Origin of the sequence: Nocardioides limicola (assembly GCF_016827675.1) — a bacterium.
Lineage (GTDB): Bacteria > Actinomycetota > Actinomycetes > Propionibacteriales > Nocardioidaceae > Nocardioides > Nocardioides limicola.
This window is the reverse complement of sequence record NZ_JAERJA010000010.1, coordinates 26,234-46,340: the sequence shown is the minus strand read 5'-3', so window position 1 is coordinate 46,340 and position 20,107 is coordinate 26,234. Positions and strand designations below refer to the sequence as shown.

At 70.8% G+C, this 20,107-nt stretch carries 22 protein-coding genes; 14 read left to right on the top strand and 8 right to left on the bottom strand.

Annotated features, from left to right (window positions below; genetic code table 11):
* Positions 1 to 49: 49 nt before the first annotated feature.
* Genes JKG67_RS15340 through pknB form a run of 7 tightly spaced genes read left to right on the top strand, consistent with a single transcriptional unit; the run spans position 50 to position 8,560 of the window.
* On the top strand, positions 50 to 793 hold the full coding sequence (locus JKG67_RS15340; RefSeq protein WP_203338213.1) for an FHA domain-containing protein: 744 nt from the start codon (positions 50 to 52) through the stop codon (positions 791 to 793).
* A complete protein-coding gene (locus JKG67_RS15335; protein ID WP_203338212.1) occupies positions 786 to 1,241 on the top strand; it encodes an FHA domain-containing protein FhaB/FipA in 456 nt (151 codons plus the stop codon). Before JKG67_RS15340 ends, JKG67_RS15335 begins: the two co-directional genes overlap by 8 nt.
* Before the next feature lie 7 nt (positions 1,242 to 1,248).
* Positions 1,249 to 2,556, top strand: a complete 1,308-nt coding sequence (locus tag JKG67_RS15330) for a PP2C family protein-serine/threonine phosphatase (RefSeq protein WP_203338211.1) — start codon at positions 1,249 to 1,251, stop codon at positions 2,554 to 2,556.
* 8 nt (positions 2,557 to 2,564) lie between these two features.
* Positions 2,565 to 3,923 carry an FtsW/RodA/SpoVE family cell cycle protein gene (locus JKG67_RS15325; RefSeq protein WP_238998532.1) on the top strand — a complete coding sequence of 453 codons (1,359 nt, stop codon included), beginning with the start codon at positions 2,565 to 2,567 and terminating at the stop codon, positions 3,921 to 3,923.
* On the top strand, positions 3,920 to 5,389 hold the full coding sequence (locus tag JKG67_RS15320) for a peptidoglycan D,D-transpeptidase FtsI family protein (RefSeq protein ID WP_203338209.1): 1,470 nt from the start codon (positions 3,920 to 3,922) through the stop codon (positions 5,387 to 5,389). Before JKG67_RS15325 ends, JKG67_RS15320 begins: the two co-directional genes overlap by 4 nt.
* Positions 5,382 to 6,791 (top strand): serine/threonine protein kinase, encoded by a 1,410-nt coding sequence (locus JKG67_RS15315; protein WP_203338208.1) that lies wholly within the window; start codon positions 5,382 to 5,384, stop codon positions 6,789 to 6,791. Before JKG67_RS15320 ends, JKG67_RS15315 begins: the two co-directional genes overlap by 8 nt.
* Positions 6,788 to 8,560 carry a Stk1 family PASTA domain-containing Ser/Thr kinase gene (gene pknB / locus JKG67_RS15310; protein WP_203338207.1) on the top strand — a complete coding sequence of 591 codons (1,773 nt, stop codon included), beginning with the start codon at positions 6,788 to 6,790 and terminating at the stop codon, positions 8,558 to 8,560. Before JKG67_RS15315 ends, pknB begins: the two co-directional genes overlap by 4 nt.
* An 18-nt stretch (positions 8,561 to 8,578) precedes the next feature.
* Here the strand turns inward: pknB and JKG67_RS15305 are convergent, their stop codons facing one another.
* Positions 8,579 to 9,316, bottom strand: a complete 738-nt coding sequence (locus JKG67_RS15305; RefSeq protein ID WP_307816591.1) for a DUF881 domain-containing protein — start codon at positions 9,314 to 9,316, stop codon at positions 8,579 to 8,581.
* A 63-nt stretch (positions 9,317 to 9,379) separates the two neighbouring features.
* On the opposite strand from JKG67_RS15305, the gene JKG67_RS19265 reads away from it, so the two are divergent.
* A complete protein-coding gene (locus JKG67_RS19265) occupies positions 9,380 to 9,820 on the top strand; it encodes a cell division protein CrgA (RefSeq protein WP_203338206.1) in 441 nt (146 codons plus the stop codon).
* A gap of 136 nt (positions 9,821 to 9,956) precedes the next feature.
* Here the strand turns inward: JKG67_RS19265 and JKG67_RS15295 are convergent, their stop codons facing one another.
* Both JKG67_RS15295 and JKG67_RS15290 read right to left on the bottom strand, forming a co-directional pair.
* A complete protein-coding gene (locus tag JKG67_RS15295; protein WP_238998531.1) occupies positions 9,957 to 10,937 on the bottom strand; it encodes a rhomboid family intramembrane serine protease in 981 nt (326 codons plus the stop codon).
* Between the two features lies 1 nt (position 10,938).
* Positions 10,939 to 11,460 carry a peptidylprolyl isomerase gene (locus JKG67_RS15290; RefSeq protein WP_203338205.1) on the bottom strand — a complete coding sequence of 174 codons (522 nt, stop codon included), beginning with the start codon at positions 11,458 to 11,460 and terminating at the stop codon, positions 10,939 to 10,941.
* A gap of 134 nt (positions 11,461 to 11,594) precedes the next feature.
* On the opposite strand from JKG67_RS15290, the gene JKG67_RS15285 reads away from it, so the two are divergent.
* The gene (locus JKG67_RS15285; RefSeq protein ID WP_203338204.1) at positions 11,595 to 11,732 is read left to right on the top strand and encodes a hypothetical protein; all 138 of its coding nucleotides are present in this window, start codon (positions 11,595 to 11,597) and stop codon (positions 11,730 to 11,732) included.
* 54 nt (positions 11,733 to 11,786) lie between these two features.
* Here the strand turns inward: JKG67_RS15285 and JKG67_RS15280 are convergent, their stop codons facing one another.
* Positions 11,787 to 12,173, bottom strand: coding sequence for a DUF3817 domain-containing protein (locus JKG67_RS15280; RefSeq protein WP_203338203.1), 387 nt, complete (start codon positions 12,171 to 12,173; stop codon positions 11,787 to 11,789).
* The gene (locus tag JKG67_RS15275) at positions 12,170 to 12,934 is read right to left on the bottom strand and encodes an SURF1 family protein (protein WP_203338202.1); all 765 of its coding nucleotides are present in this window, start codon (positions 12,932 to 12,934) and stop codon (positions 12,170 to 12,172) included. Before JKG67_RS15275 ends, JKG67_RS15280 begins: the two co-directional genes overlap by 4 nt.
* 84 nt (positions 12,935 to 13,018) lie before the next feature.
* Here JKG67_RS15275 and JKG67_RS15270 point away from each other — a divergent pair, with 84 nt between their 5' ends.
* Positions 13,019 to 13,804, top strand: coding sequence for an MBL fold metallo-hydrolase (locus JKG67_RS15270; RefSeq protein ID WP_203338201.1), 786 nt, complete (start codon positions 13,019 to 13,021; stop codon positions 13,802 to 13,804).
* A 43-nt stretch (positions 13,805 to 13,847) separates the two neighbouring features.
* On the opposite strand, the gene JKG67_RS15265 is transcribed toward JKG67_RS15270, so the two are convergent.
* On the bottom strand, positions 13,848 to 14,867 hold the full coding sequence (locus tag JKG67_RS15265) for a hypothetical protein (protein ID WP_203338200.1): 1,020 nt from the start codon (positions 14,865 to 14,867) through the stop codon (positions 13,848 to 13,850).
* A gap of 46 nt (positions 14,868 to 14,913) precedes the next feature.
* Between JKG67_RS15265 and JKG67_RS15260 the strand changes: the two genes are divergently transcribed.
* Complete coding sequence (locus JKG67_RS15260; RefSeq protein ID WP_203338199.1) at positions 14,914 to 15,447, top strand: COG4315 family predicted lipoprotein; 534 nt, start codon at positions 14,914 to 14,916, stop codon at positions 15,445 to 15,447.
* A gap of 27 nt (positions 15,448 to 15,474) precedes the next feature.
* On the opposite strand, the gene JKG67_RS15255 is transcribed toward JKG67_RS15260, so the two are convergent.
* Positions 15,475 to 16,455, bottom strand: coding sequence for an NAD(P)-dependent alcohol dehydrogenase (locus tag JKG67_RS15255; protein WP_203338198.1), 981 nt, complete (start codon positions 16,453 to 16,455; stop codon positions 15,475 to 15,477).
* A gap of 89 nt (positions 16,456 to 16,544) precedes the next feature.
* On the opposite strand from JKG67_RS15255, the gene JKG67_RS15250 reads away from it, so the two are divergent.
* From JKG67_RS15250 to JKG67_RS15240, 3 genes are all read left to right on the top strand, one after another.
* Positions 16,545 to 17,192 carry a TetR/AcrR family transcriptional regulator C-terminal domain-containing protein gene (locus tag JKG67_RS15250; protein ID WP_307816590.1) on the top strand — a complete coding sequence of 216 codons (648 nt, stop codon included), beginning with the start codon at positions 16,545 to 16,547 and terminating at the stop codon, positions 17,190 to 17,192.
* Between the two features lie 13 nt (positions 17,193 to 17,205).
* Positions 17,206 to 17,406 carry a helix-hairpin-helix domain-containing protein gene (locus JKG67_RS15245; protein ID WP_203338197.1) on the top strand — a complete coding sequence of 67 codons (201 nt, stop codon included), beginning with the start codon at positions 17,206 to 17,208 and terminating at the stop codon, positions 17,404 to 17,406.
* Between the two features lie 87 nt (positions 17,407 to 17,493).
* Complete coding sequence (locus JKG67_RS15240) at positions 17,494 to 19,530, top strand: TIGR03767 family metallophosphoesterase (RefSeq protein WP_203338196.1); 2,037 nt, start codon at positions 17,494 to 17,496, stop codon at positions 19,528 to 19,530.
* Here the strand turns inward: JKG67_RS15240 and JKG67_RS15235 are convergent.
* Positions 19,517 to 20,101 carry a PIN domain-containing protein gene (locus JKG67_RS15235; RefSeq protein ID WP_275403395.1) on the bottom strand — a complete coding sequence of 195 codons (585 nt, stop codon included), beginning with the start codon at positions 20,099 to 20,101 and terminating at the stop codon, positions 19,517 to 19,519. The genes JKG67_RS15240 and JKG67_RS15235 overlap by 14 nt on opposite strands.
* Between the last annotated feature and the right edge of the window lie 6 nt (positions 20,102 to 20,107).

Sequence of the window (20,107 nt, the reverse complement as noted above, 5' to 3'; positions counted from 1 at the left end):
ACGATCAACACCCAGCCGGATCAGCGGCCACCCCCGGGAAGGAGGCAGCGTGAATGCTCTGAGCAACTTCGAGCGTCGACTCGAACAGTTCATCAGTGGCATGTTCGCCCGCGCCTTCCGCAGTGCCGTGCAGCCGGTCGAGATCGGTGCCGCCCTGCAGCGAGAGGTCGACAACAAGGCCCAGATCCTCAGTCGCAACCGGCGACTGGTCCCCAACGACTTCCACGTCGAACTCTCTCCCGGCGACCTGGAACGGCTGCAGGAGTACGACGCTACGATGGTCGCGGAGTTGACCGAGACGCTGCGTGAGCACGCCGAGCACCAGAGCTATGTGTTCCCGGGGCCGGTGCGGATCACCCTCGAGCAGGCCGAGGACCTCACCACCGGCCGGTTCCGGGTCCGCAGCCAGGCCCAGGCCGCGGTGTCGGGCCTCGACACCGACACCACGGTCCGTCGGGCCAAGGCGCTGCTGGAGATCAACGGCACCCGGCACGCCCTGCACGAGCCGACCACCGTGGTGGGTCGCGGCACCGACGCCGACATCCGGATCAACGACCCCGGCGTCAGTCGCCGGCACATCGAGTTCACCGTCATCCGCCGCCGCGGCCTCGGCGGCATGGTCGGCTTCGGCGGGATGCGGGTCGAGGTGCGCGACCTCGGCTCTACCAACGGGATGCTCGTCAACGACGAGAAGCTGGTCGAGGCCCCCCTCGAACACGGATCGGTGGTTCGGATCGGCACCACGTCGATGACGCTGCACCTGGTCGAGGAAGCGGAGGAGCCCCGTGGGTGAACTGACCCTGTTCCTGGTCCGGTTCGCCTACCTGGCGATCCTGTGGATCTTCGTGCTCTCGGCCCTCTCGGTGATCCGCAGTGACATGTTCGGCGCCCGGGTGCCCGAGCCACGCCCAGCCAAGGGGAAGGCGGCCCGGCAGCCCCGACGCCGCGGCGTACCCACCCAGGCGGTGGTGGTCGAGGGCGGGAACCGCGGGATCACCGTGCCGCTCAGTGAGGCCCCGATCCTGATCGGGCGCGGCTCCGATGCGGCGATCAAGCTCGACGATGACTATGTCTCCACCCGGCACGCCCGGATCGCGCTCTCCGGTGACCAGTGGTTCGTCGAGGACCTCGGCTCCACCAACGGCACCTACCTGGGCACCGTCCGACTCACCCAGCCGACCGCACTGCCGCTGGGCGCTCAGGTCCGGGTGGGCAAGACGATCATCGAGTTGCGGAAGTAAGGCCTCGATGAGCGACACGGACACCGAGGACCCCCAGCCGTCCCTGCACCTGCATTTCTCGGCGCTCTCCGACGTCGGCCGGGTCCGCAAGGACAACCAGGACTCCGGGTACGCCGGGCCGCACCTGCTCGCCGTCTGTGACGGCGTCGGTGGCGCGGCCCGGGGTGACATCGCCTCGGCCACCGCGATCAGCCAGCTGCGCAAGCTGGACGTCCCGCCGGCCGACCCCGCCGACCTGCTGCCCGGCGTCGCCGGCGCCCTGGACCGGGCGCACACCCGGATCGGCGAGCTCGTCGACGACGACCCCGCCCTGAACGGGACCAGCACCACGGCCACCGTGGCCTGGTTCGACGGCTCCAGGATCGGGATCGGACACATCGGCGACTCCCGGGCCTACCTGCACCGCGACGGCACCATCAGCCAGCTCACCCACGACCACACGTTCGTGCAGTCGCTCATCGACGAGGGACGGATCACCGAGGCCGAGGCGCGCACCCACCCGCACCGCAACCTGATCCTCAAGGCCCTCGACGGCGTCCACGACAGTGAGCCCGATCTGTTCACCATCGAACTGGCTCCCGGTGACCGGCTGCTGCTCTGCTCCGACGGCGCCTCCGGAGTCCTCGACGACGACCGGATCGCGGACATCCTGGCCACCGGCACCCCCGACTTCGCCGCCGTGGAGCTGGTCCGGGCCAGCCTGGAGGCGGGCAGCACCGACAACGTCACCTGTGTGGTCGCCCACGTGGTCACCGACCCGCCTGCCGAGCTGATCCCGCTGCTGGTCGGTTCGGCAGCACACCTGCCCCGGCGTACCGGCACCCTGAACGCGGTCACCGGCCTGTTCCGCGGCCACCGCTCCGGCGACACCGGCGAACTCCCCGCGATCACCGCGGAGATCCCCGACGACCTCGAATGGGCCATCCCCAGCGACCCGATCGACCCCGAGCAGGCACGCTACGCCCCGCAGGCACCCCGCCGGTTCGTCTGGAGCGCCCGGCTGATGACCCTGGTCGTGCTGGTCGGCCTGCTCTGGATCGCCGCCGCCGGGGCCTGGTCGTGGACCCAGTCGCAGTACTTCGTGGCCGAGGGCGACGGGGTGGTGGTGATCTATCGCGGCATCGACGCCGACCTGCCCGGGCTCACCATGTCCACCCCCTACGAGGCCAGTGACGTGTCCCTGACCCGGCTCTCCAGCTTCCAGGCCAGCAAGGTCCGCGAGGGCATCCCGGCGACCTCGCTGGAGGACGCCCGCCGTACCGTCGACAACCTCGCCGCCCTGCAGGCCGACGACAGCACGGCGGACGACGAATGAGCCAACTGATGGTCTTCGTCCACCGCCGCCGCAGGGGCGCGGAACTCTTCCTGCTGCTGCTCGCCCTGGCCGTCGGCGTCGGTGGCCACGCCGCGGTCGGACTCGGGGTGACCGGGGAACTGCCCACCGACATCCTCACCTACGGCGGCTGGCTGGCCTGCCTGCTGATCGCCGCCCATATCGTGGTCCGGCTCGCCGCGCCGTACGCCGATCCGGTGCTGCTGCCGGTGGTGGCCGCCATCAACGGCCTCGGGCTGGCGTTGATCTATCGCCTCGACCTGGTCCGCGACAGCGAGTTCGCCGCCCGGCAGCTGATGTGGATGACCGTCGGCGTGGCCCTCTTCCTCGGCACCCTGCTGGTGCTGCGTGATCACCGAGTGCTGCAACGGTTCACCTACACGTCCGGACTGGCCGCCATCGTGCTGCTGCTGATGCCGATGCTGCCGGTGATCGGGAAGACCATCAACGGGGCCCGGATCTGGATCCATGTCGGGCCGTTCAGCTTCCAGCCCGGTGAGGTCGCCAAGGTGCTGTTGGTGGTCGCCTTCGCCGGCTACCTGGTGCTGCACCGGGACGCGCTCGCGCTGGCCGGGCGCCGGCTGCTCTTCGTCGACCTGCCGCGCGGTCGGGACCTCGGTCCGATCCTGATGATGTGGGGCATCAGCATGGGGGTGCTGGTCTTCCAGCGCGACCTGGGTGCCTCCTTGCTGCTCTTCGGCCTGTTCCTGGTGATGCTCTATGTCGCCACCGAACGGCCTGGCTGGCTGCTCGTCGGCGGTGCGATGTTCGCGGTCGGCTCGGTGGCGGCGTACCGCCTCTTCGGCCACGTGCGGACCCGGGTCGAGATCTGGCTCGACCCACTCGGCAACTACGACGGCCGCGGCTATCAGATCGCCGAGTCGATGTTCGGGATGAGTTGGGGTGGGCTGATCGGGCGCGGCTTCGGCGACGGTCGGCCCGAGCGGATCCCCTACGCCGAGAGCGACTTCATCGTCGGCACCCTCGGCGAGGAGCTCGGACTCACCGGGATCATGGCGGTGATCCTGCTGTACGGACTGATCGTGGAGCGGGCGCTGCGCACCGCGCTGGTGTGCCGCGACGGGTTCGGGAAGCTGCTGGCCACCGGCCTCGGCCTGGTGTTCGCGCTGCAGGTGTTCGTGGTCGTCGGCGGCGTCACCCGGCTCATCCCGCTGACCGGCCTGACCACCCCGTTCCTGTCCTACGGCGGCTCGTCGCTGGTCGCGAACTGGGTGATCATCGCGCTGCTGCTGCGCATCTCCGACCAGGCCCGTCGGCCGGCCCCGGACCTGTCCGGACCCGGCTGGGGCGACAGTGACGACGACACGCAGGTGGTGAAGTTGTCGTGAACCGCCCGATCCGGACCATGGCGATCGGCTGCCTGGTGCTCTTCCTGGCGCTGATGATCAACGCCACCTATCTGCAGTACGTCGCCGCCGACCGTCTCGGCGACGACCCCCGGAACCGCCGCGTCGTGGAGGCGGCCTTCGCCCGCGAGCGGGGGGCGATCCTGGTGGGCCGCGACCCGGTGGCCGAGTCGGTGCCTTCCGACGGCCGCTTCGCGCACCTGCGCACCTATCCCGAGCCGCTGCGGTACGCGCATGCGACCGGCTACTTCTCGTTCGCCTACGGTCATACCGGTGTCGAGCGCTCCCAGAACAGCATCCTCTCCGGCAACGACCCGCGCCTCTTCGTGGCGCGCCTGGTCGACCTGCTCGGCAACAGCGACCCGCAGGGCGGCAGCGTCCAGCTGACCCTGAACCGCCGCGCCCAGAACGCCGCCTTCGACGCGCTCCGGGCGCTCGGCAGCAACACCAAGGGCGCAGCCGTCGCCATCGAGCCGGCCACCGGCCGGATCCTGGCCATGGTCTCCACCCCCACCTTCGACCCGAACCGGCTCGCCTCACACGACCTCGGCGCCGCCCGCGAGGCCTGGGCGGAGTACGACGGTGACGCCGCGGAGCCGCTGTTGAACCGGGCCATCCAGACCCGGATGCCCCCCGGCTCGACGTTCAAGCTGGTGACCGCGGCCGCGGCGCTGGAGAGCGGCACCTACGCCGACGCCCAGGCGTCGGTCCGCGGCGGGCGGACCTTCCAGTTGCCGCAGTCCAGCGCGGTCGTCGGCAACCACGACGGCGGCAACTGCGGCGGCGACCAGATCACCATGACCCGGGCGATGCAGGTCTCCTGCAACGTGACCTTCCTGGCGTTGGCCGACGAGCTGGGCACCGACGCGATGCGGGCGCAGGCGGAGGCCTTCGGCTTCAACGGCACCACGCTCGAGGACCTGCCCCTGCAGGCGACCTCGGCGTTCCCGAGCGACCTGGATGCCCCCCAGACTGCGATGTCGGGGATCGGCCAGTCCAGCGTCAGCGCGACCCCGCTGCAGATGGCGATGGTGGCGGCCGGGATCGCCAACAGCGGCATCGTGATGCGTCCCTACGTGGTGGACGAGGTGCGCACCCCCGATCTCGACGTCCTGGACAAGACCGAGCCGCGGGAGCTCTCCCGGGCGGTCAGCCCGCGGACCGCGGCGGAGTTGACCTCGATGCTGGTGGCCACCGTGGACTCGGGCACCGCCACCCCGGCCCGGATCTCCGGCGTCCAGGTGGCCGGCAAGACGGGCACCGCGCAGCGTGGCGAGGGTCAGTTGCCGATCGCCTGGTTCGTCTCCTTCGCACCGGCCGACAATCCGCAGATCGCGGTCGCGGTGATGATCGAGGACGCCGGTGTGCAGCGCAGCGAGATCGCCGGCGGCCGACTCGCCGGGCCGGTGGCCCGGGCGATCATGGAGGCGGTGATCAACGTTGGCTGAGCCGACCGCCGTCGGCGTCGCCGACCGCTACCGCATCGACAGCCGGATCGCCAGCGGCGGCATGGGTGTGGTCTGGCGCGGCGAGGACACCGCACTGGGCCGGCCGGTGGCCATCAAACTGCTGAAGGCCGAGTACAGCGACGACGCCGTGTTCCGCTCCCGCTTCGAGTCCGAGGCCCAGCACGCGGCCGCCTTGACCCATCCTGGGGTGGCGCGGGTCTACGACACCGGCACCGTGCAGCACGAGGGCATGGCCCGCCCCTACATCGTGATGGAGCTCGTCGACGGGCAGCCCCTCTCGGACCTGCTCAAGGCCGGCCGGGACATGGAGCCCCAAGCGGTCCGGTCGCTGATGGCGCAGGCGGCCGATGCCGTCGGCGCCGCCCACGTCGCCGGGATCGTGCACCGTGACATCAAGCCGGGCAACCTGCTGATCGGCCCCGACCGCACCCTCAAGATCACCGACTTCGGCATCGCCCGGGCCGCGCAGTCGCTGCCGCTGACCCAGACCGGCCAGGTGATGGGCACGCCGCAGTACCTCTCCCCCGAGCAGGCCAAGGGCGAGCCGGCGACCGCCGCGTCCGACGTGTACTCGCTCGGCGTGGTCCTCTACGAGTGCCTGGTCGGTCGTCGTCCGTTCGGCGGCGACAGCGCGGTGGCCACCGCCCTCGCGCACATCAAGGACGCGCCACCGCCGTTGCCGTCGTACCTGCCGGCTGACCTGGTCGCGGTGGCGATGCGGTGCCTGGCCAAGGACCCGGCGGACCGCTACCAAGACGGCGCCGCGCTGGCCGCGGCGCTGCGCGGAGAGCCGGCCCCTGCCCCGGTGGTGCCTCCGGTGGCGGCGGCTGAGGCGGCCACCGTGGTCCAGACCACGCAGGTGCCCGGTGTCCCCGAGACGGGTGCCCCCGAGACTGCGGTGCTCACCCCGGCGCCGCCGGCCGAGCCGGCGCCGCGGCGGAGGACGAGCCCGTGGCCATGGCTGGCGCTGCTGGTCGCGCTGCTGCTCCTGGTGCTGGTGCTCTGGCGGCCCTGGGAGCAGGCCGACGAGCCCGCTCCGGAGGTGCCCGAGCAGACCGAACCGGCCGAGCCGACCGACGAGGTCGAGCCGGCCGAACCCGTGGAGACCGAGCCGACCACGGTGACGGTGACCGCCGCCGACTATGTCGGCCGCCCGATCGGCGAGGTCGAGCAGGCGCTGCGCGACCTCGGCCTCGAGCCGCGGCCGGAGGAGCGGGACAACCCGGGCGATCAGGTCGCCGGCACCGTGATCGAGGTGGCGCCCACCGGGGAACTGTCCCCCGGCGACCCGGTCACCGTCACCTACTGGGGTCCGGTGCCGGAGCCCGAAGAACCTGAGCCAGACCCTGATGAGGACGAGGAAGAAGAGGACAACGGATGAGCAGCCACGACCCGATAGTGGTGGGTGGGCGGTACGAGCTCGGGGAGCTCCTGGGCCGCGGCGGGATGGCCGAGGTCCGGATGGGCACCGACGCCCGTCTCGGTCGCAAGGTGGCGGTCAAGCGCCTGCGCACCGACCTGGCCAGCGACGCGACCTTCCAGGCCCGGTTCCGCCGGGAGGCGCAGAGCGCCGCATCGCTGAACCACCCCGCCATCGTCGCGGTCTATGACACCGGCGAGGAGGTGGCCACCGACGGCACCGGCGTCAACCAGCCCTACATCGTGATGGAGTACGTCGAGGGCCGGACGCTGCGCGACATCCTCAAGGAGGGGCGCAAGATCCTCCCCGAGCGGGCGCTGGAGATCGGTTCGGGGGTGTTGGCGGCGCTCGACTACAGCCACCGCGCCGGCATCATCCACCGCGACATCAAGCCCGGCAACGTGATGCTCACCCCCGCCGGCGACATCAAGGTGATGGACTTCGGCATCGCCCGGGCGATCTCGGACGCGTCCGCGTCGATGACCCAGACCGCTGCCGTGGTCGGCACCGCCCAGTACCTGTCCCCCGAGCAGGCCCGCGGCGAGACCGTGGACTCGCGTTCGGACGTCTACTCGGCCGGCTGCCTGCTCTATGAACTGCTCACCGGCCGGCCACCGTTCGTGGGTGACTCCCCGGTGTCGGTGGCCTACCAGCACGTCCGCGAGCTCGCCGTACCGCCGAGTCAGAGCGACCCCGACCTGGCCCCGGAGATCGACGCCATCGTGATGAAGGCGCTGGCCAAGCGCGTCGAGGACCGCTACCAGAGCGCCGCCGCGATGCGCAACGACATCGAGCGCTACCTGGCCGGCCACCCGGTCGAGGCGGCCACCGCGGTCCGCTCGGCGGTGCCCGCCGTGGTGCCGGGGATGCTGGTCCCGGACGAGGCGATGACCACGGTGCAGCCGATCACCACACTGGCCGCCGAGGAGCCCGAGGAGGAGGGGCGCCGGACCGGCCTGATCGTCTCGGTGGTCGCCCTGGTGGTGCTGCTGCTGGCCGGTGCCGCGTTCTTCCTGCCCCGCTTCTTCGAGCAGGTCCCCGACGACGTGTCGGTGCCCACCCTGGTCGGGCTGACCGAGGACGACGCCCGCGCCGAGATCGGTCGGGCGCAACTGGTCGTCGGCACCGTCGACTACGAGGAGTCCGAGACCGTCCCCGAGGGTGACGTGATCTCCCAGGACCCTCTGCCCGGCAGCTTCGTGGCCCCCGACAGTGCGGTGAACCTGGTGATCTCCGGGGGGCTGCCGGAGCGGGAGGTGCCGCACGTGATCGGCCGGACCCGGCAGGACGCCCGGGCCATCCTCGAGGACGCCGACCTGCGGGTGCGGATGGAGGAGCGTGAGTCCGACGAACCGGCCGGGCGGGTGCTGGAGACCGACCCGGCCGCCGGCACCACGGTGCCGTACAACTCGCGGGTGACCGTCTACTACTCGGCCGGACCCAAGGAGGTCCCCGACGTGGTGGACATGCAGGAGGCCGACGCCGAGCGGGCGATCCGGGACCGCGGCTTCTCGCCGACGGTGGTCTACACCACCGACACCACCGAACCCCAGGGCACCGTCATCCAGCAGAGCCCGGCCGCGGGCCAGCCGTTGCCGCAGGGCTCCACGGTGACGATCGTGGTCTCCAACTACGTGGAGCCGGAGCCCGAACCGGAGCCCGAACCGGAGCCGGAGCCCGAACCCGACCCGGACGAGGAGGAGGGCATCCTGCCCCGGCCCCGCCCCTGAGCGTGCCGAGCTGAGGCCTCAGGCCTTGGGCTGGGCGTAGCGCATGTCCAGCAGACCCTCGTACGCCGGCGCCTCGATCTCGTCGACGACCTGGAGACTCCAGCCGATGGCGATGTCGGGGGTCTCGGCCTGCGCACGGTAGGTGCGCACGGTCCGGTTGCCGGCCAGCGACTCCTGGATCGCGTCCGGGTCGCCGACCGCCTCGATCACGTAGGGCTGCCCGTACGGGACGCCCTGCAGCATCACCGCGTTGCCTTCGCACTTGATCCCGGTGGTGCTGACGATCCGTTGCCCGGCGATGGTCACCGCCTCGGCTCCGGCCGACCACATCGCGTTCACCACCGCCTGGATGTCCTGCTGGTGGACGACCAGCAGGTTGACGTCACGCTCGGAGGTGGCGATCACCTCGGCCGGGGCGTCGGAGAGGGTGACCACCACGCCGGGCCCGGAGCGGGGCACCAGGCCGGCGGGGTCGCGCAGCACCTCGATCTCGTCGGTGATCCGGCCGACCTGACGGTCGCCGAGCCCCTCGGTGAGGGCGCCGACCTCGGCGGTGAGTTCGGCGACCCGTCGGTTCAACGCCTCCACGTCGGCGCTCTCCTGGCGCACCACCGAGGCGAGGTCGGTGTACCGACCCGGGCGCAGGTCGGTGCCGCCGCTGTTGCTGGCGCTGACCGCGAACAGGCCGCCGCACAGGCAGAGCACTGCCGTGGTCCCCGCCTTCCAGCGGCGCGGGCGTTCACCTGATTGCGTCACGGCGACTACGCTAGCCGCCGGTGGTAGCCAACCACGAGTCGGACGAGGAAGAAGGAACGCGCGGTGGCGAAGGACAAGACCAACTTGGGCAGTGCCAACATCGACGGGAAGCTCTTCTCGGCCCGGTTCGTGCTGGCGATCGTGCTCAAGGTGCTGGGCATCGCCTGGGTGGCCTGGTACTACACGGCCGCCCGGAACGACCCGTCCGCGTTCCCGACGCAGATCTCGGAGCTGCAGGGCTGGAACTACGTGATCGGGTTGGGCCTGCTGATGCTCGGTCTGGTCGTCGCCGCACACCCGAGTACGCCGTTGGGTCGCGGCCGCGGCGTGGTGGTCGGGATGCTGTTCTGCTTCCTGTTCGGCCTGCTCTGGATCTGCGTGTTCTACGTGTTCTCCAACGACCTGTCCTCGATCCCGGTCTTCAACGACCTGGGCAACTGGAACCTGGTCTTCGGCATCGGCTGGATGGCGGTCGGCTTCACCTACGCCACGAAGTGGGAGTGAGGGTTTCCCACAGCTGGGGAAATCCCTGTGGGTAACTACACCGGTGTAGTTCTCCACACCTTTGTCCACAGCTGTGCATGAACCCCCGCCCGCACCGGTCGGGGGCAGGCGGCCGGGGCTCAGCGGACGAGCCAGCTCAGAGGGTGAGGGCCCGGGCCACGATCAGCAGCGCCGAGACGACCACCACGGTGGAGATCCCGGACCACTGCAGCAGGGCTCGCCGGCGTACCCGGGTGGAGCCGCCGGTCGGCTCGAAGCCGAGACCTGGGGTCCGGGACTTCGGTGCCCAGACGATCGCGGCGGCCAGCAGCAGGCCACCGATCAGACCGCCCAGGTGGCCCTGCCAGGAGATGAAACTGCTCCCCCAGATGGTGATCACCACGTTGATGCCGATCCACATCAGGATCTGCTGGTAGTCGCCACCGAGTTTGTAGGTCACCACCAGCATCGCGCCGAGCAGTCCGAACACCCCTCCGGAGGCGCCGATCGTGGCGCCGTAGGGAAGCGCCAGCCACATCACCGCGGCCGCGGCGGCCAGCACCGACCCGAAGTAGACGGCCAGGAACCGGGCCCGGCCGAAGACCGCCTCGAGTTGGGGGGCGATCAGGAAAAGCACCAGCATGTTGAGGCCGATGTGCCAGATCTGTACGTGGCTGAACGCGTGGGTGAGCAACTGCCACACCGCGCCGCTGGCCACCCCGTCGATCCAGGTGTGCGCGGAGGAGGCCACGCAGGAGGCCGGCGCGGCGTCGGGGATCAGGAACCCGGGCTGGTCGTCGATCAGGCACCGGCCGCGGGGGCTGAGGGCGAGGACCTCGAAGAGTCGGCTGCGGCTGCCGCCGGTGGCGGTGATCGCCGCCCAGACGAGCAGGTTGAGGCCGATCAGCACGAAGGTGGTCAGCCGCGGGTCGGCGGACCTGCGGCCGCCGAACGGGGTCAGGTTCTGCCGGGTCGACTTGGCTCCCTCGGCGAGGCAGGAGACGCAGTGGAACCCGACCGCCGCGTCACGCATGCAGTCGGGGCAGATGTGCCGGTCACACCGCTGGCAGCGGATGTAGGTCTCCCGGCCGGGGTGCCGGTAGCAGGTGGGCACCCCGGCAGCGGGTTCGTTGGCCATGTCAGCCGCGGGTGACCTCGACCGAGTCGATGACGACCGGGTCGACCGGGACGTCGCCGCGGCCGGTGGCGGTGGCGGCGATCGCGTCGACGACGTCGCGCCCGGCCTGGTCGGCGACCTCACCGAAGATGGTGTGCTTGTTGTTCAGCCACCCGGTGGGGATCACGGTGATGAAGAACTGGGAGCCGTTGGTGCCCGGGCCGGCGTTGGCCATCGCCAGCAGGTAGGGGCGGTCGAACTGCAGTTCGGGGTGGAACTCGTCACCGAACTGGTAGCCGGGGCCGCCGGTGCCGGTGCCGAGCGGGCAGCCGCCCTGGATCATGAAGTCCGCGATCACCCGGTGGAAGCCGAGCCCGTCGTAGAACTTGCCGGTGGAGCTCTGACCGCTCTGCGGGTCGACGTACTCCTTGGTCCCCTCGGCGAGGCCGACGAAGTTCTCGACGGTCTTGGGCGCGTGGTTGGGGAACAGGTTGATCGTGATGTCACCCCGGTTGGTCTTCAGGGTGGCCTGCAGCTCGGTCATCGGTGAGCCTTTCCTCGTCATCGGTGGGTCGTGGCGATCATCCCACGCGCCGCCCAGCCGCCCCGGTGCCGGGCGGTGCTCACCAGCGACCGGGCAGGATGGAACCAAACCGATCCGGAAGGGACGTGATGGGCGTGATCAAGAAGCTACTGGTGCTCGCTGTCGTCGGCAGTGTGGCAGCACTCCTGTTCAAGAAGCTGCGCAGCGGCGAGGACGACGGCTGGCAGACGGCGTACACACCGCCGCCTGCCCCGGTCCCGGACGCGGGCTGACCCCGAGCCGGTCTGACCGGCCCGGTCTGACCAGCCCGGGCTACCCGGCCCGGACTACCCGGCGGGTTCTGCGGCCAGCTGGTCGCGGACTCGCCGGGTGGCCCGGTGCTCGGCCCAGAAGGAGAGCACCGGCACGGTGCCCAGGGCCAGCGTCACCACGGTGAAGCCGATGCTCCACTCGGCCCGCCGGGAGAGCATGAAGGCGACGATCACGAACGCCATGTAGAGCCAGCCGTGCAGCACGCCGAGCCAGCTGGTGATCGCCTCGCCGGCGCGTTGCGCGTCGCTGCCCTCCAACCAGATGGTGGGGGTGGTGTCGAAGATGTGCCACATCGGGCCGCCGTTGAAGTTCGCCAGCGGAACGCCGATGAAGAAGAGCACCACCAGGAGTACGCCGACCGCGGAGGCCAGGATCCGATAGCTGGTGAGCAGTCGTGTCATGTGTCTTTCCTCGGGTTGAGTTCGTCGCGCACCCAGCGCCACCAGATGAACGCCGCGAAGGCGCCGAACACCCACCATTCGACGCCGTAGAGCAGGTTGCGCAGGCCGGTGAAGCCGCCGGCCTGGGGCAGTTGGTCCACCGTGGCCGGCACCAGCGCGTCGTCGCCCCGGTTGGTCGACGGCCAGTCGCCCGGCACGGTCTGCTGGGCGAGCACGGCGTAGCCGTTGTAGAGGTCCTGGTCGACGTGCTGGATGGCGTCGGCCAGTCGCAGTTGGGGCAGCACGTCGTCGGTGGGGTCGTCGTCGACGGCGCCGGTGCCTTCACCCGGCTGCAGCCAGGCCACGAAGGCGGCCGGCCCGGTCGGCGGTTCGGGCATCGTGTCCCGGTCGGGTCCCCAGCCGCGGACCACCAGCAGCGCGGAGTCGGTGGGCGGGTCCTGCACCGCCAGCGGGGTGACCGCCCAGAAGCCGTCGACGCCCTGGTGTTGCCGGCCGCTGACATAGAGCGTGCTGTCGGGGAGCCAGGTGCCGGCCACCAGCACCGGCCGTCCGACGTGCTCGGCGGGGAACGGGTCGTCGGGCCCGAGCACGTCGCCGAGTGCGAGGGGGGTGGTCAGGGTCAGGTCCCGGGCCTCGACGTCCCGGGCGGCCTGCCAGGCCTGCAGTTGCCACCAGCCGAGCCAGCCGGCCACCGCGACCGCGGCCACCGCGACGAGATGGAGCACCCAGTAGCGGGGCTTCAGGGCGGTGGCGGCAGACACCCGGTCAGCCTACGAGGCGGCTCGCAGGCGCGGCGCGGCGGTGTTCTCCCGCTGTGACGGGGGCAACTCCAGTAGCGTGAGCGCGTGATCGTCCACCATCTCAACTGCGCCACGATGCGCCCCCCCGGAGCGGGCCGTCTGGTCCCTGAGTCCCTGGTCGCCCACTGCCTGCTGGTGGAGCGCGACAGTGGACTGCTGCTGATCGACACCGGGTTCAGCACCGCCGACGTCGCCGACCCGTCCCGGCTGCCATGGTTCTTCCGGCAGGCGATGGGGCCGGCCCTGGACGCCACCGAGCCGGCGATCGCCCAGATCCGGGCCCTGGGCCTGGACCCGGGCGACGTGACCGACCTGGCGCTGACCCATCTCGACCTCGACCATGCCGGTGGCCTGGTCGACTTCCCGGCCGCGACCGTGCACGTGTACGCCGATGAGCTGCACGCCGCCCGGCACCCGCGGCCGCAGGAGCGGGCCCGCTACCGCTCCGTGCAGTGGGCGCATGGCCCGAAGTGGCGCGAGCACCGGATCGCCGGGGAGAGCTGGCGCGGCTTCGAGTCGGTGACCGCGCTGGGCGACGACGTACTGCTGGTGCCGCTGCTGGGCCACACCCGCGGCCACTGCGGGGTGGCGGTGCGCACGGGCGACGACGAGTGGTTGCTGCATGCGGGGGACTCCTACTTCCACGCCGGCGAGGTGCTCACTCCGCCGTCGTACAACCGCACGCTCAGCGTCTTCCAGTCGATGATCGCCGCCTCGAACTCACAGCGCCGGCGCAACCAGGAGCGGTTGCGGGACCTGGTCGCCGACCATCCCGAGATTCGGGTGTTCTCCGCCCACGACCCGACCGAGTTCGCCGCGCTCAGTGGTTGAGCCGCGCTGACCGAGTCACTCTCCGGGTCCCCGCGGCTCGGCGTCACTCCGGCTCTTCGACCACCGGGGTGCCGCGGCAGATCGCGAACGGCAGCTGGTGGGTCAGCGTCAACGTGGCCGCGGCCCGCATGTTGTTGATGGTGAGCCCGATCCGGCCGCTGCCCGGGTCGAAGAGCGGCATCCCGGTGAAGGCGTCGTCGAGGTGGACCGGGCTGGTGCGCGGCCACACGTCGATGAGTTCGGTGCGCACCGCCAGGTCCTCGCGGTCGCGGCCGAGGCGGCCGGTGGCCACGTCACCGGAGAAGCTCACCGAGAACGCCGTCAGTGGGCGCAGCTGGTGCTCGAAGTCGTAGCCGTTCAGGATCGGCTCGGCGTCGTCGTACGTCGCGTCCACACCGAGGGCTTCGGTGAAGGCCAGGCAGCCGCGGTGCAGATAGGTGGACTCTGCCTGGGCCGAGGTGAGGTCGATCAGGTCGGAGTCGGCCGCCCAGGTCGGCTCCCCCTGCTCGGCGACGTTCTTGACGGCCAGGAACTGGTCGGGCCACACCTCGGCGCCGCGCAGCCGCCCGGCCCGGTCCTGCACGGCGCGTTCGACGCGCGCCATGTCCAGGGTGGAGCGGAAGCCGAGGATGTATCCGTTGCCGGAGGGGCCGCGGAAGCGGACCTCGAAGTCCACGTCCTCCTGGGTGAAGTCGTAGTCGAGCATGAAGAGTGAGTTCTCCTCGACCAGGAGACCGTCGGTGAGCAGCACCGACGTGCTGGCGGCCTTGTCCCAGAAGTCGCGGCGGTCGACCATCAGATCTTCGCTGGTGAGGCCGTCGTGGCCGGCGGCCTGACGGATGGCGAGCCAGTTGGTGATGGTCACCGTCTCGGCGTCGGCGGGCACCAGCGCCAGTGCCTGACGCGGGTCGGTCGGCGCCTGGGCCGCCGGGAGCGGCGCGAGGGTGACGGCCTCGGTGGGCCGGGGTGGGATGGGCACCGGCTCGGGGGTGCCGCCGCAGGCGACCAGGAGGCCGGCGAGGGCGGTCAGGACGATGGCCCAGACCGGTCGTCGCGCACGCATGGCGCTGAGTCTGACACGACTGGGGCCGATCGGGCAGAATCGACGCATGATCCGGATCGCGGCAGCTCTCGGTTCAGTCCTGCTGGTGCTCGGTTGCGCCACGGCGCCCGAGACCGACCCCGAGGCGACCAGCGAGCCGACGCCCACCCAGGAGCCCGAACCCACGCCCGACCCCGAGCCAGAACCCGAGCCGGACCCGGAGCCCGAGCCCGACCCGGAGCCGCCCGGCACGGTGATCACCACGGGTGAGAGCCAGTTCGGCACGATGCTCTTCGACGAGTTCGACCAGGCCATCTACATCTGGGAGCTCGAGCCGACCTCCGAGCCCACCTGCTACGACGACTGCGCGGTCGCCTGGCCACCCGTGCTCACCAACGGCGCCCCCGAGGCCGGCGGTGAGGTGGACCCGGGGCTGCTCGGCACCACCGAGCGCCGCGACGGCAGCCTCCAGGTGACCTACAACGACCACCCGCTCTACTACTACGCCCACGAGGGCCCCGGCGAGGTGAAGTGCCACAACATCTCCACCCACGGCGGTCTGTGGTGGGTGATCCAGCCGGACGGCGACCGCGCCCCCTGAGGCGGGTCGTCCAGGCCGGGGGGCTCCTCAGGAGAGGCTGAGCACCACGTTGCCGACCTTGCGTCCGGAGTCGACGACCGCGTGCGCAGCGGCGGCGTCGGCAAGCGGGTGGGTGCCGCTGAGCACCACTCTGAGGTCGCCGCGCTCGGCCAGGCCGAGCAGGTGGGCGAAGTCCTCGGCGCGTTCGGGGGAGGTGCCGGTGCGTACGTCGCCGCGAGCGCGCAGCGTCTGGCCGAGATCGGCGGCCGCCAGCAGGCCGGTGCCGCCGGGGGCCAGCAGCCTCCGGGTCTGGGCCGGGTCGAGCACGCCGACGGTGTCCAGGACCAGGTCGTAGCCCTCTGGTTGGTCGGGGTCCGGGTCGCCGGTGACTGCGGTGGTGGTGTGGTCGATGACCCGCGTCGCGCCGAGATCGGTGACCAGTGCGGCGTTGGCGCCGCTGGTGACGGCGGTGACCTCAGCCCCGGCCAGCCTGGCCAGTTGGACGGCAGTGGTGCCGATCGCTCCGGAGGCGCCGACGACCAGCACCCGCTGGCCTGCGGTCAGGCCGCCGAGGTCGCGCAGGAAGTACAGCGCCGTGCTGCCCCCGAAGAGCAGTCCGGCCGCCTCCTCGTGGGTGACGCCGGCCGGCTTGGGGACCACCCGGTCGGCGCGGACGGCGAGCTTCTCGGCGTACCCACCGAGGCCGAGGCCGGTCATCCCGGAGACCTCGTCGCCGACACTGAGCCCAGCACCCTCGACGTCGGTGGCTCGAGGCCCGATCGCCTCGACGACCCCGGAGAAGGCACTGCCCAGGATCCGTCGGCGGGGGCGCAGGATGCCGAAGACGAGTCGGGCGGGGATCCCGAAGCCGCGTGGGAAGCGAGCGGCACGGATCCGGGCGTCGGCGGAGGTGACCGCGACCGCGTGCACCCGGACGAGGACCTCACGGGCGCGAGGACGGGGGTCGGGCACCTCGGTGACGCGGAGCACCTCGGGTGGCCCGTACCGGTCGTAGACGACTGCTCGCATCTGGTTCTCCCGTTCGATCTAACCTTACGCACGTAAGGTGGTCGCTGACACGATAGCCTTACGCACGTAAGCCTGCAAGGGAGGTGGCGGTGGCCGAGCGACGACTGGACCGGGATCAGGTGGTGGCGGCGGCGATCGGCGTCGCCGACGAGCGCGGGCTGGCCGGGATCACTATGCGCAGTGTCGGACGGGCGCTGGGCGTGGAGGCGATGTCGCTCTATCACCACGTCGGCGGCAAGGACGAGCTGCTGGATCTGGTGGTGGATCGGGTGTTCGCCGAGGTCGCCCTGCCTGAGGCGGGGGCACCCTGGCGGGCCGCGATGGTGGCGCGAGCCGGCTCGGCGCGGGCGGCGTTGCGGCGACACCCGTGGGCGCTGGGGCTGTTGGAGTCCCGGAAGGCTCCGGGACCGACGCTGCTGCGGCACCACGACGCGGTGTTGGGCTGCCTGCGCGACGGCGGATTCTCGGTGTCGTTGGCCGCGCACGCGTTCTCGGCGCTCGATGCCTACGTGTACGGCTTCGTGCTGACCGAGGTGAACCTGCCGTTCGAGGCCGACGAAACGGCAGCCGAGTACGCCGCCGGGCTCGGCGAGGCGCTCCCCGCTGCGGAATTCCCACACCTGGCCGAGATGGTGAGCCACGCGATCGCCGACGGCTACGACTATGGCGACGAGTTCGACTTCGGCCTGCACCTCATCCTGGACGGACTGGAAGCCGCGTTGGCACGCGGCGAGTGAGAGGAGTGCGACGATGAGTGACGAGACAGAGTTCCCGGCATCGATGGGCAAGGTCTCCCGCCGGGAGTTGGCTGCGCACGGACTGACCCGCTTCGAACAGCTCACCGACCGGTCAGCGCGAGAGCTCCTCGACATCCACGGCGTCGGCCCCAAGGCCATCCGGATCCTGCGTGAGGAGTTGAGCCGCCGGGGGTTGCGCCTCCGGGACGAGTAGGGTTCAGCCGGCATCTCCGACGCGGTCCGTGACTCAGGTCACAGGTCGATCGTTGGTGGCTGCATGGAGTTGTCGCGTCGTACCGCCATGAAGTCTGCCCTCTTCGCCGCGGGGGCGGCTGTCGCGGTCTCGGCAGGGGGCGGCTCCGCCGCGGCCCGGCCGGTGATCCGCCATGCCAGTCTCGCCGCGGCCGCGGTCGCGGGTCGCACCACACTGACGCACACCATCGTCCGCGGTGAGCCCGGCGACGGCGGCTATGCGCGACTGCTCGACGGGCCCGGCAGGCCGCGGGTCGTTCGCACCGACCTGGGCGTCGCCGCCGCCGCGGACCGTGAAGCCTGCCGACGTCCACTGCTGGCCTTCGCCCACCTCAGCGACATCCACATCATCGACCACCAGTCGCCGATGCGGCTCGAGTGGACCGACCGGTACGACGACCCGACCGACCTCGGGAACTTCGGCCTCGGCCTGTTCACCTCCGCGCACCGGCCGCAGGAGATCTTCAGCGCTCACATCTCCGAGTCCATGGTGCAGGCGATCAACAACCTCACCGGGGGGCCGGTCACCGGTGCGCCCCTGGAGTTCGCCATCGAGACCGGCGACAACTCCGACAACGCCCAACTCAACGAGATCCGGTGGAACATCGACATCCTCGACGGCGAGGAGGTCACCCCCGACAGCGGCAACCGCAACCGCTACGAGGGGGTGATGGACTCCAAGGCGGTGCTCAACTACGACCCCCACTACTGGCACCCCGACGGCACCCCGAACGGACTGCTCGGCCCGCTGGCCCCCGACATCGCCCGGCGGCAGTACGGCTTCCCGGAGGTCGCCGGAGTGCTGGACACGTCACGCCAGCCCTTCCAGGCCAGTGGACTGCGCCGAAACGGCGCCCAGAAGATGGAGTGGTACAGCGTCCACGGCAACCACGACGGGTTGGTGCAGGGCAACTTCCCGACCGAGGTGACCACCGGCCCCCTGCTCAACGCCCTCGCCGTCGGTCCCGCCAAGGTGATCAAGGCACCGGCCGGCCTCAACCAGGCCGACGTCGTCAACCGGTTGGTGGCGGCCGACCTGCTCGGACTCGTCCAGGATGCGATCCTCACCGACCCCCTCGGCATCCTCGGGACGGTGCGCCTGGTCACCCCCGACCCACAGCGCAAGTTGCTGACCCGCAAGCAGACCGTCGGGCAGTACTTCCAGACCAGCGGCCTCCCGGTGGGCCACGGCTTCACCGAGGAGAACCGCACCAACGGGCACGCCTACTACTTCTTCGACAAGGGCCCGATTCGCTTCATCTCGATGGACACCGTGAACGTGAACGGGTACGCCGACGGGTCGCTGGACCCGGACCAGTTCGCCTGGCTCAAGCAGGTCATCGAGGCCAGCCAGGACAAGGCGGTCATCCTGTTCAGCCATCACACGTCGGGCACGATGTCGAACCCGTTCATCGCGACCGGGTTCGACTTCGGGGTGCGGGTGTTCGGCGCCGCGGTGGTCGAGTATCTCCTCACCCAGCCGCACGTGATCGCCTGGTTCAACGGCCACACCCACCGCAACCAGATCTGGGCGCACTCCCGCGCCGACGGCAGCGGCGGCTTCTGGGAGGTCAACACCGCCTCCCACATCGACTTCCCACAGCAGGCGCGCATCGTCGAGGTCGCCGACAACGCCGACGGCACGATGTCGATCTTCACCACCATCCTCGACCACGCCGCCCCCGCCGAGTGGGACGGCAGCATCGACTCCCCACTGGCGCTGGCCAGCTTGGCGCGTGAGATCGCCGCCAACGACTGGCAGTCGCGGACCAAGGGATACGAGGGGGCACCCGAGGACGCGAACGTCGAGCTCCTGGTGCGCACCCCGGCGGGCCTGGTCAGCGAGTCCTGCGCGGTCGAGGAGAACGACGTCCCCACCCCGCCCGGGGAGGACCCCGAGGTGGCGCGGCTTCGCGCCCGCCGGGCCGAGGTCGTCCAGCGACGCCGGCAGGTGCGCCAACGCGCCCGCGCGGCCCGAGCCGCGGGCAACCGCGACCGAGCGTCGCGGTTGCGTGCCCGCGCTCAGCGGCTGAGTGGCCGGGCTGCCCGGCTGCGGGCCCGGATCCGGGAGCTCACCACCGCCTGAGGGGGGTCTCGGTCACCACCGGCCGGCGTTGAGGTTCGGCCAGCGGCGACGCAGTTCTTGCCGCGAACCCCCGCAATTCCAGTTTCTCGAAGGAAGCCATGAGTTGCAGGGCGGTGAGCCCGGGGCGCGCCGACTCGGTCGACTGGCGCCGCAGGGAGAGGTACACCGCCTCCGGGTAGAGGTCGAGTTGGTCGAGGAGGAACGTGTCTGGGTGCACGGCCTCCAGATGGTGCCTGCCCATAGCCTCCGATGGGAAGTCCCTGAGGTTGTAGGTCACGACAACCTGGCATTCCGAGTGCACAGCTGCAGCCATGACGTGCCGATCCTTCGGATCGCACTCCATACCATCGATCAGTGCCTCGTATCCGGTCACCGTCGCGTCGGGAAATGCCCGGTTCATCGCCTTGATCCGACTACGCGCTCGGTCATCGCCGATCTGCGGCACGGCCCCGAGGTTCCGTTGCAGCTCTGCCAAGACATCGCCCGACCAGTACGGACGGAACACCTGCTGCTCGGCCACTCGCAGCAACGTATCCGTGAGCACGATCGGGTAGAGCACGCAGGTGTCCAAGAAGAC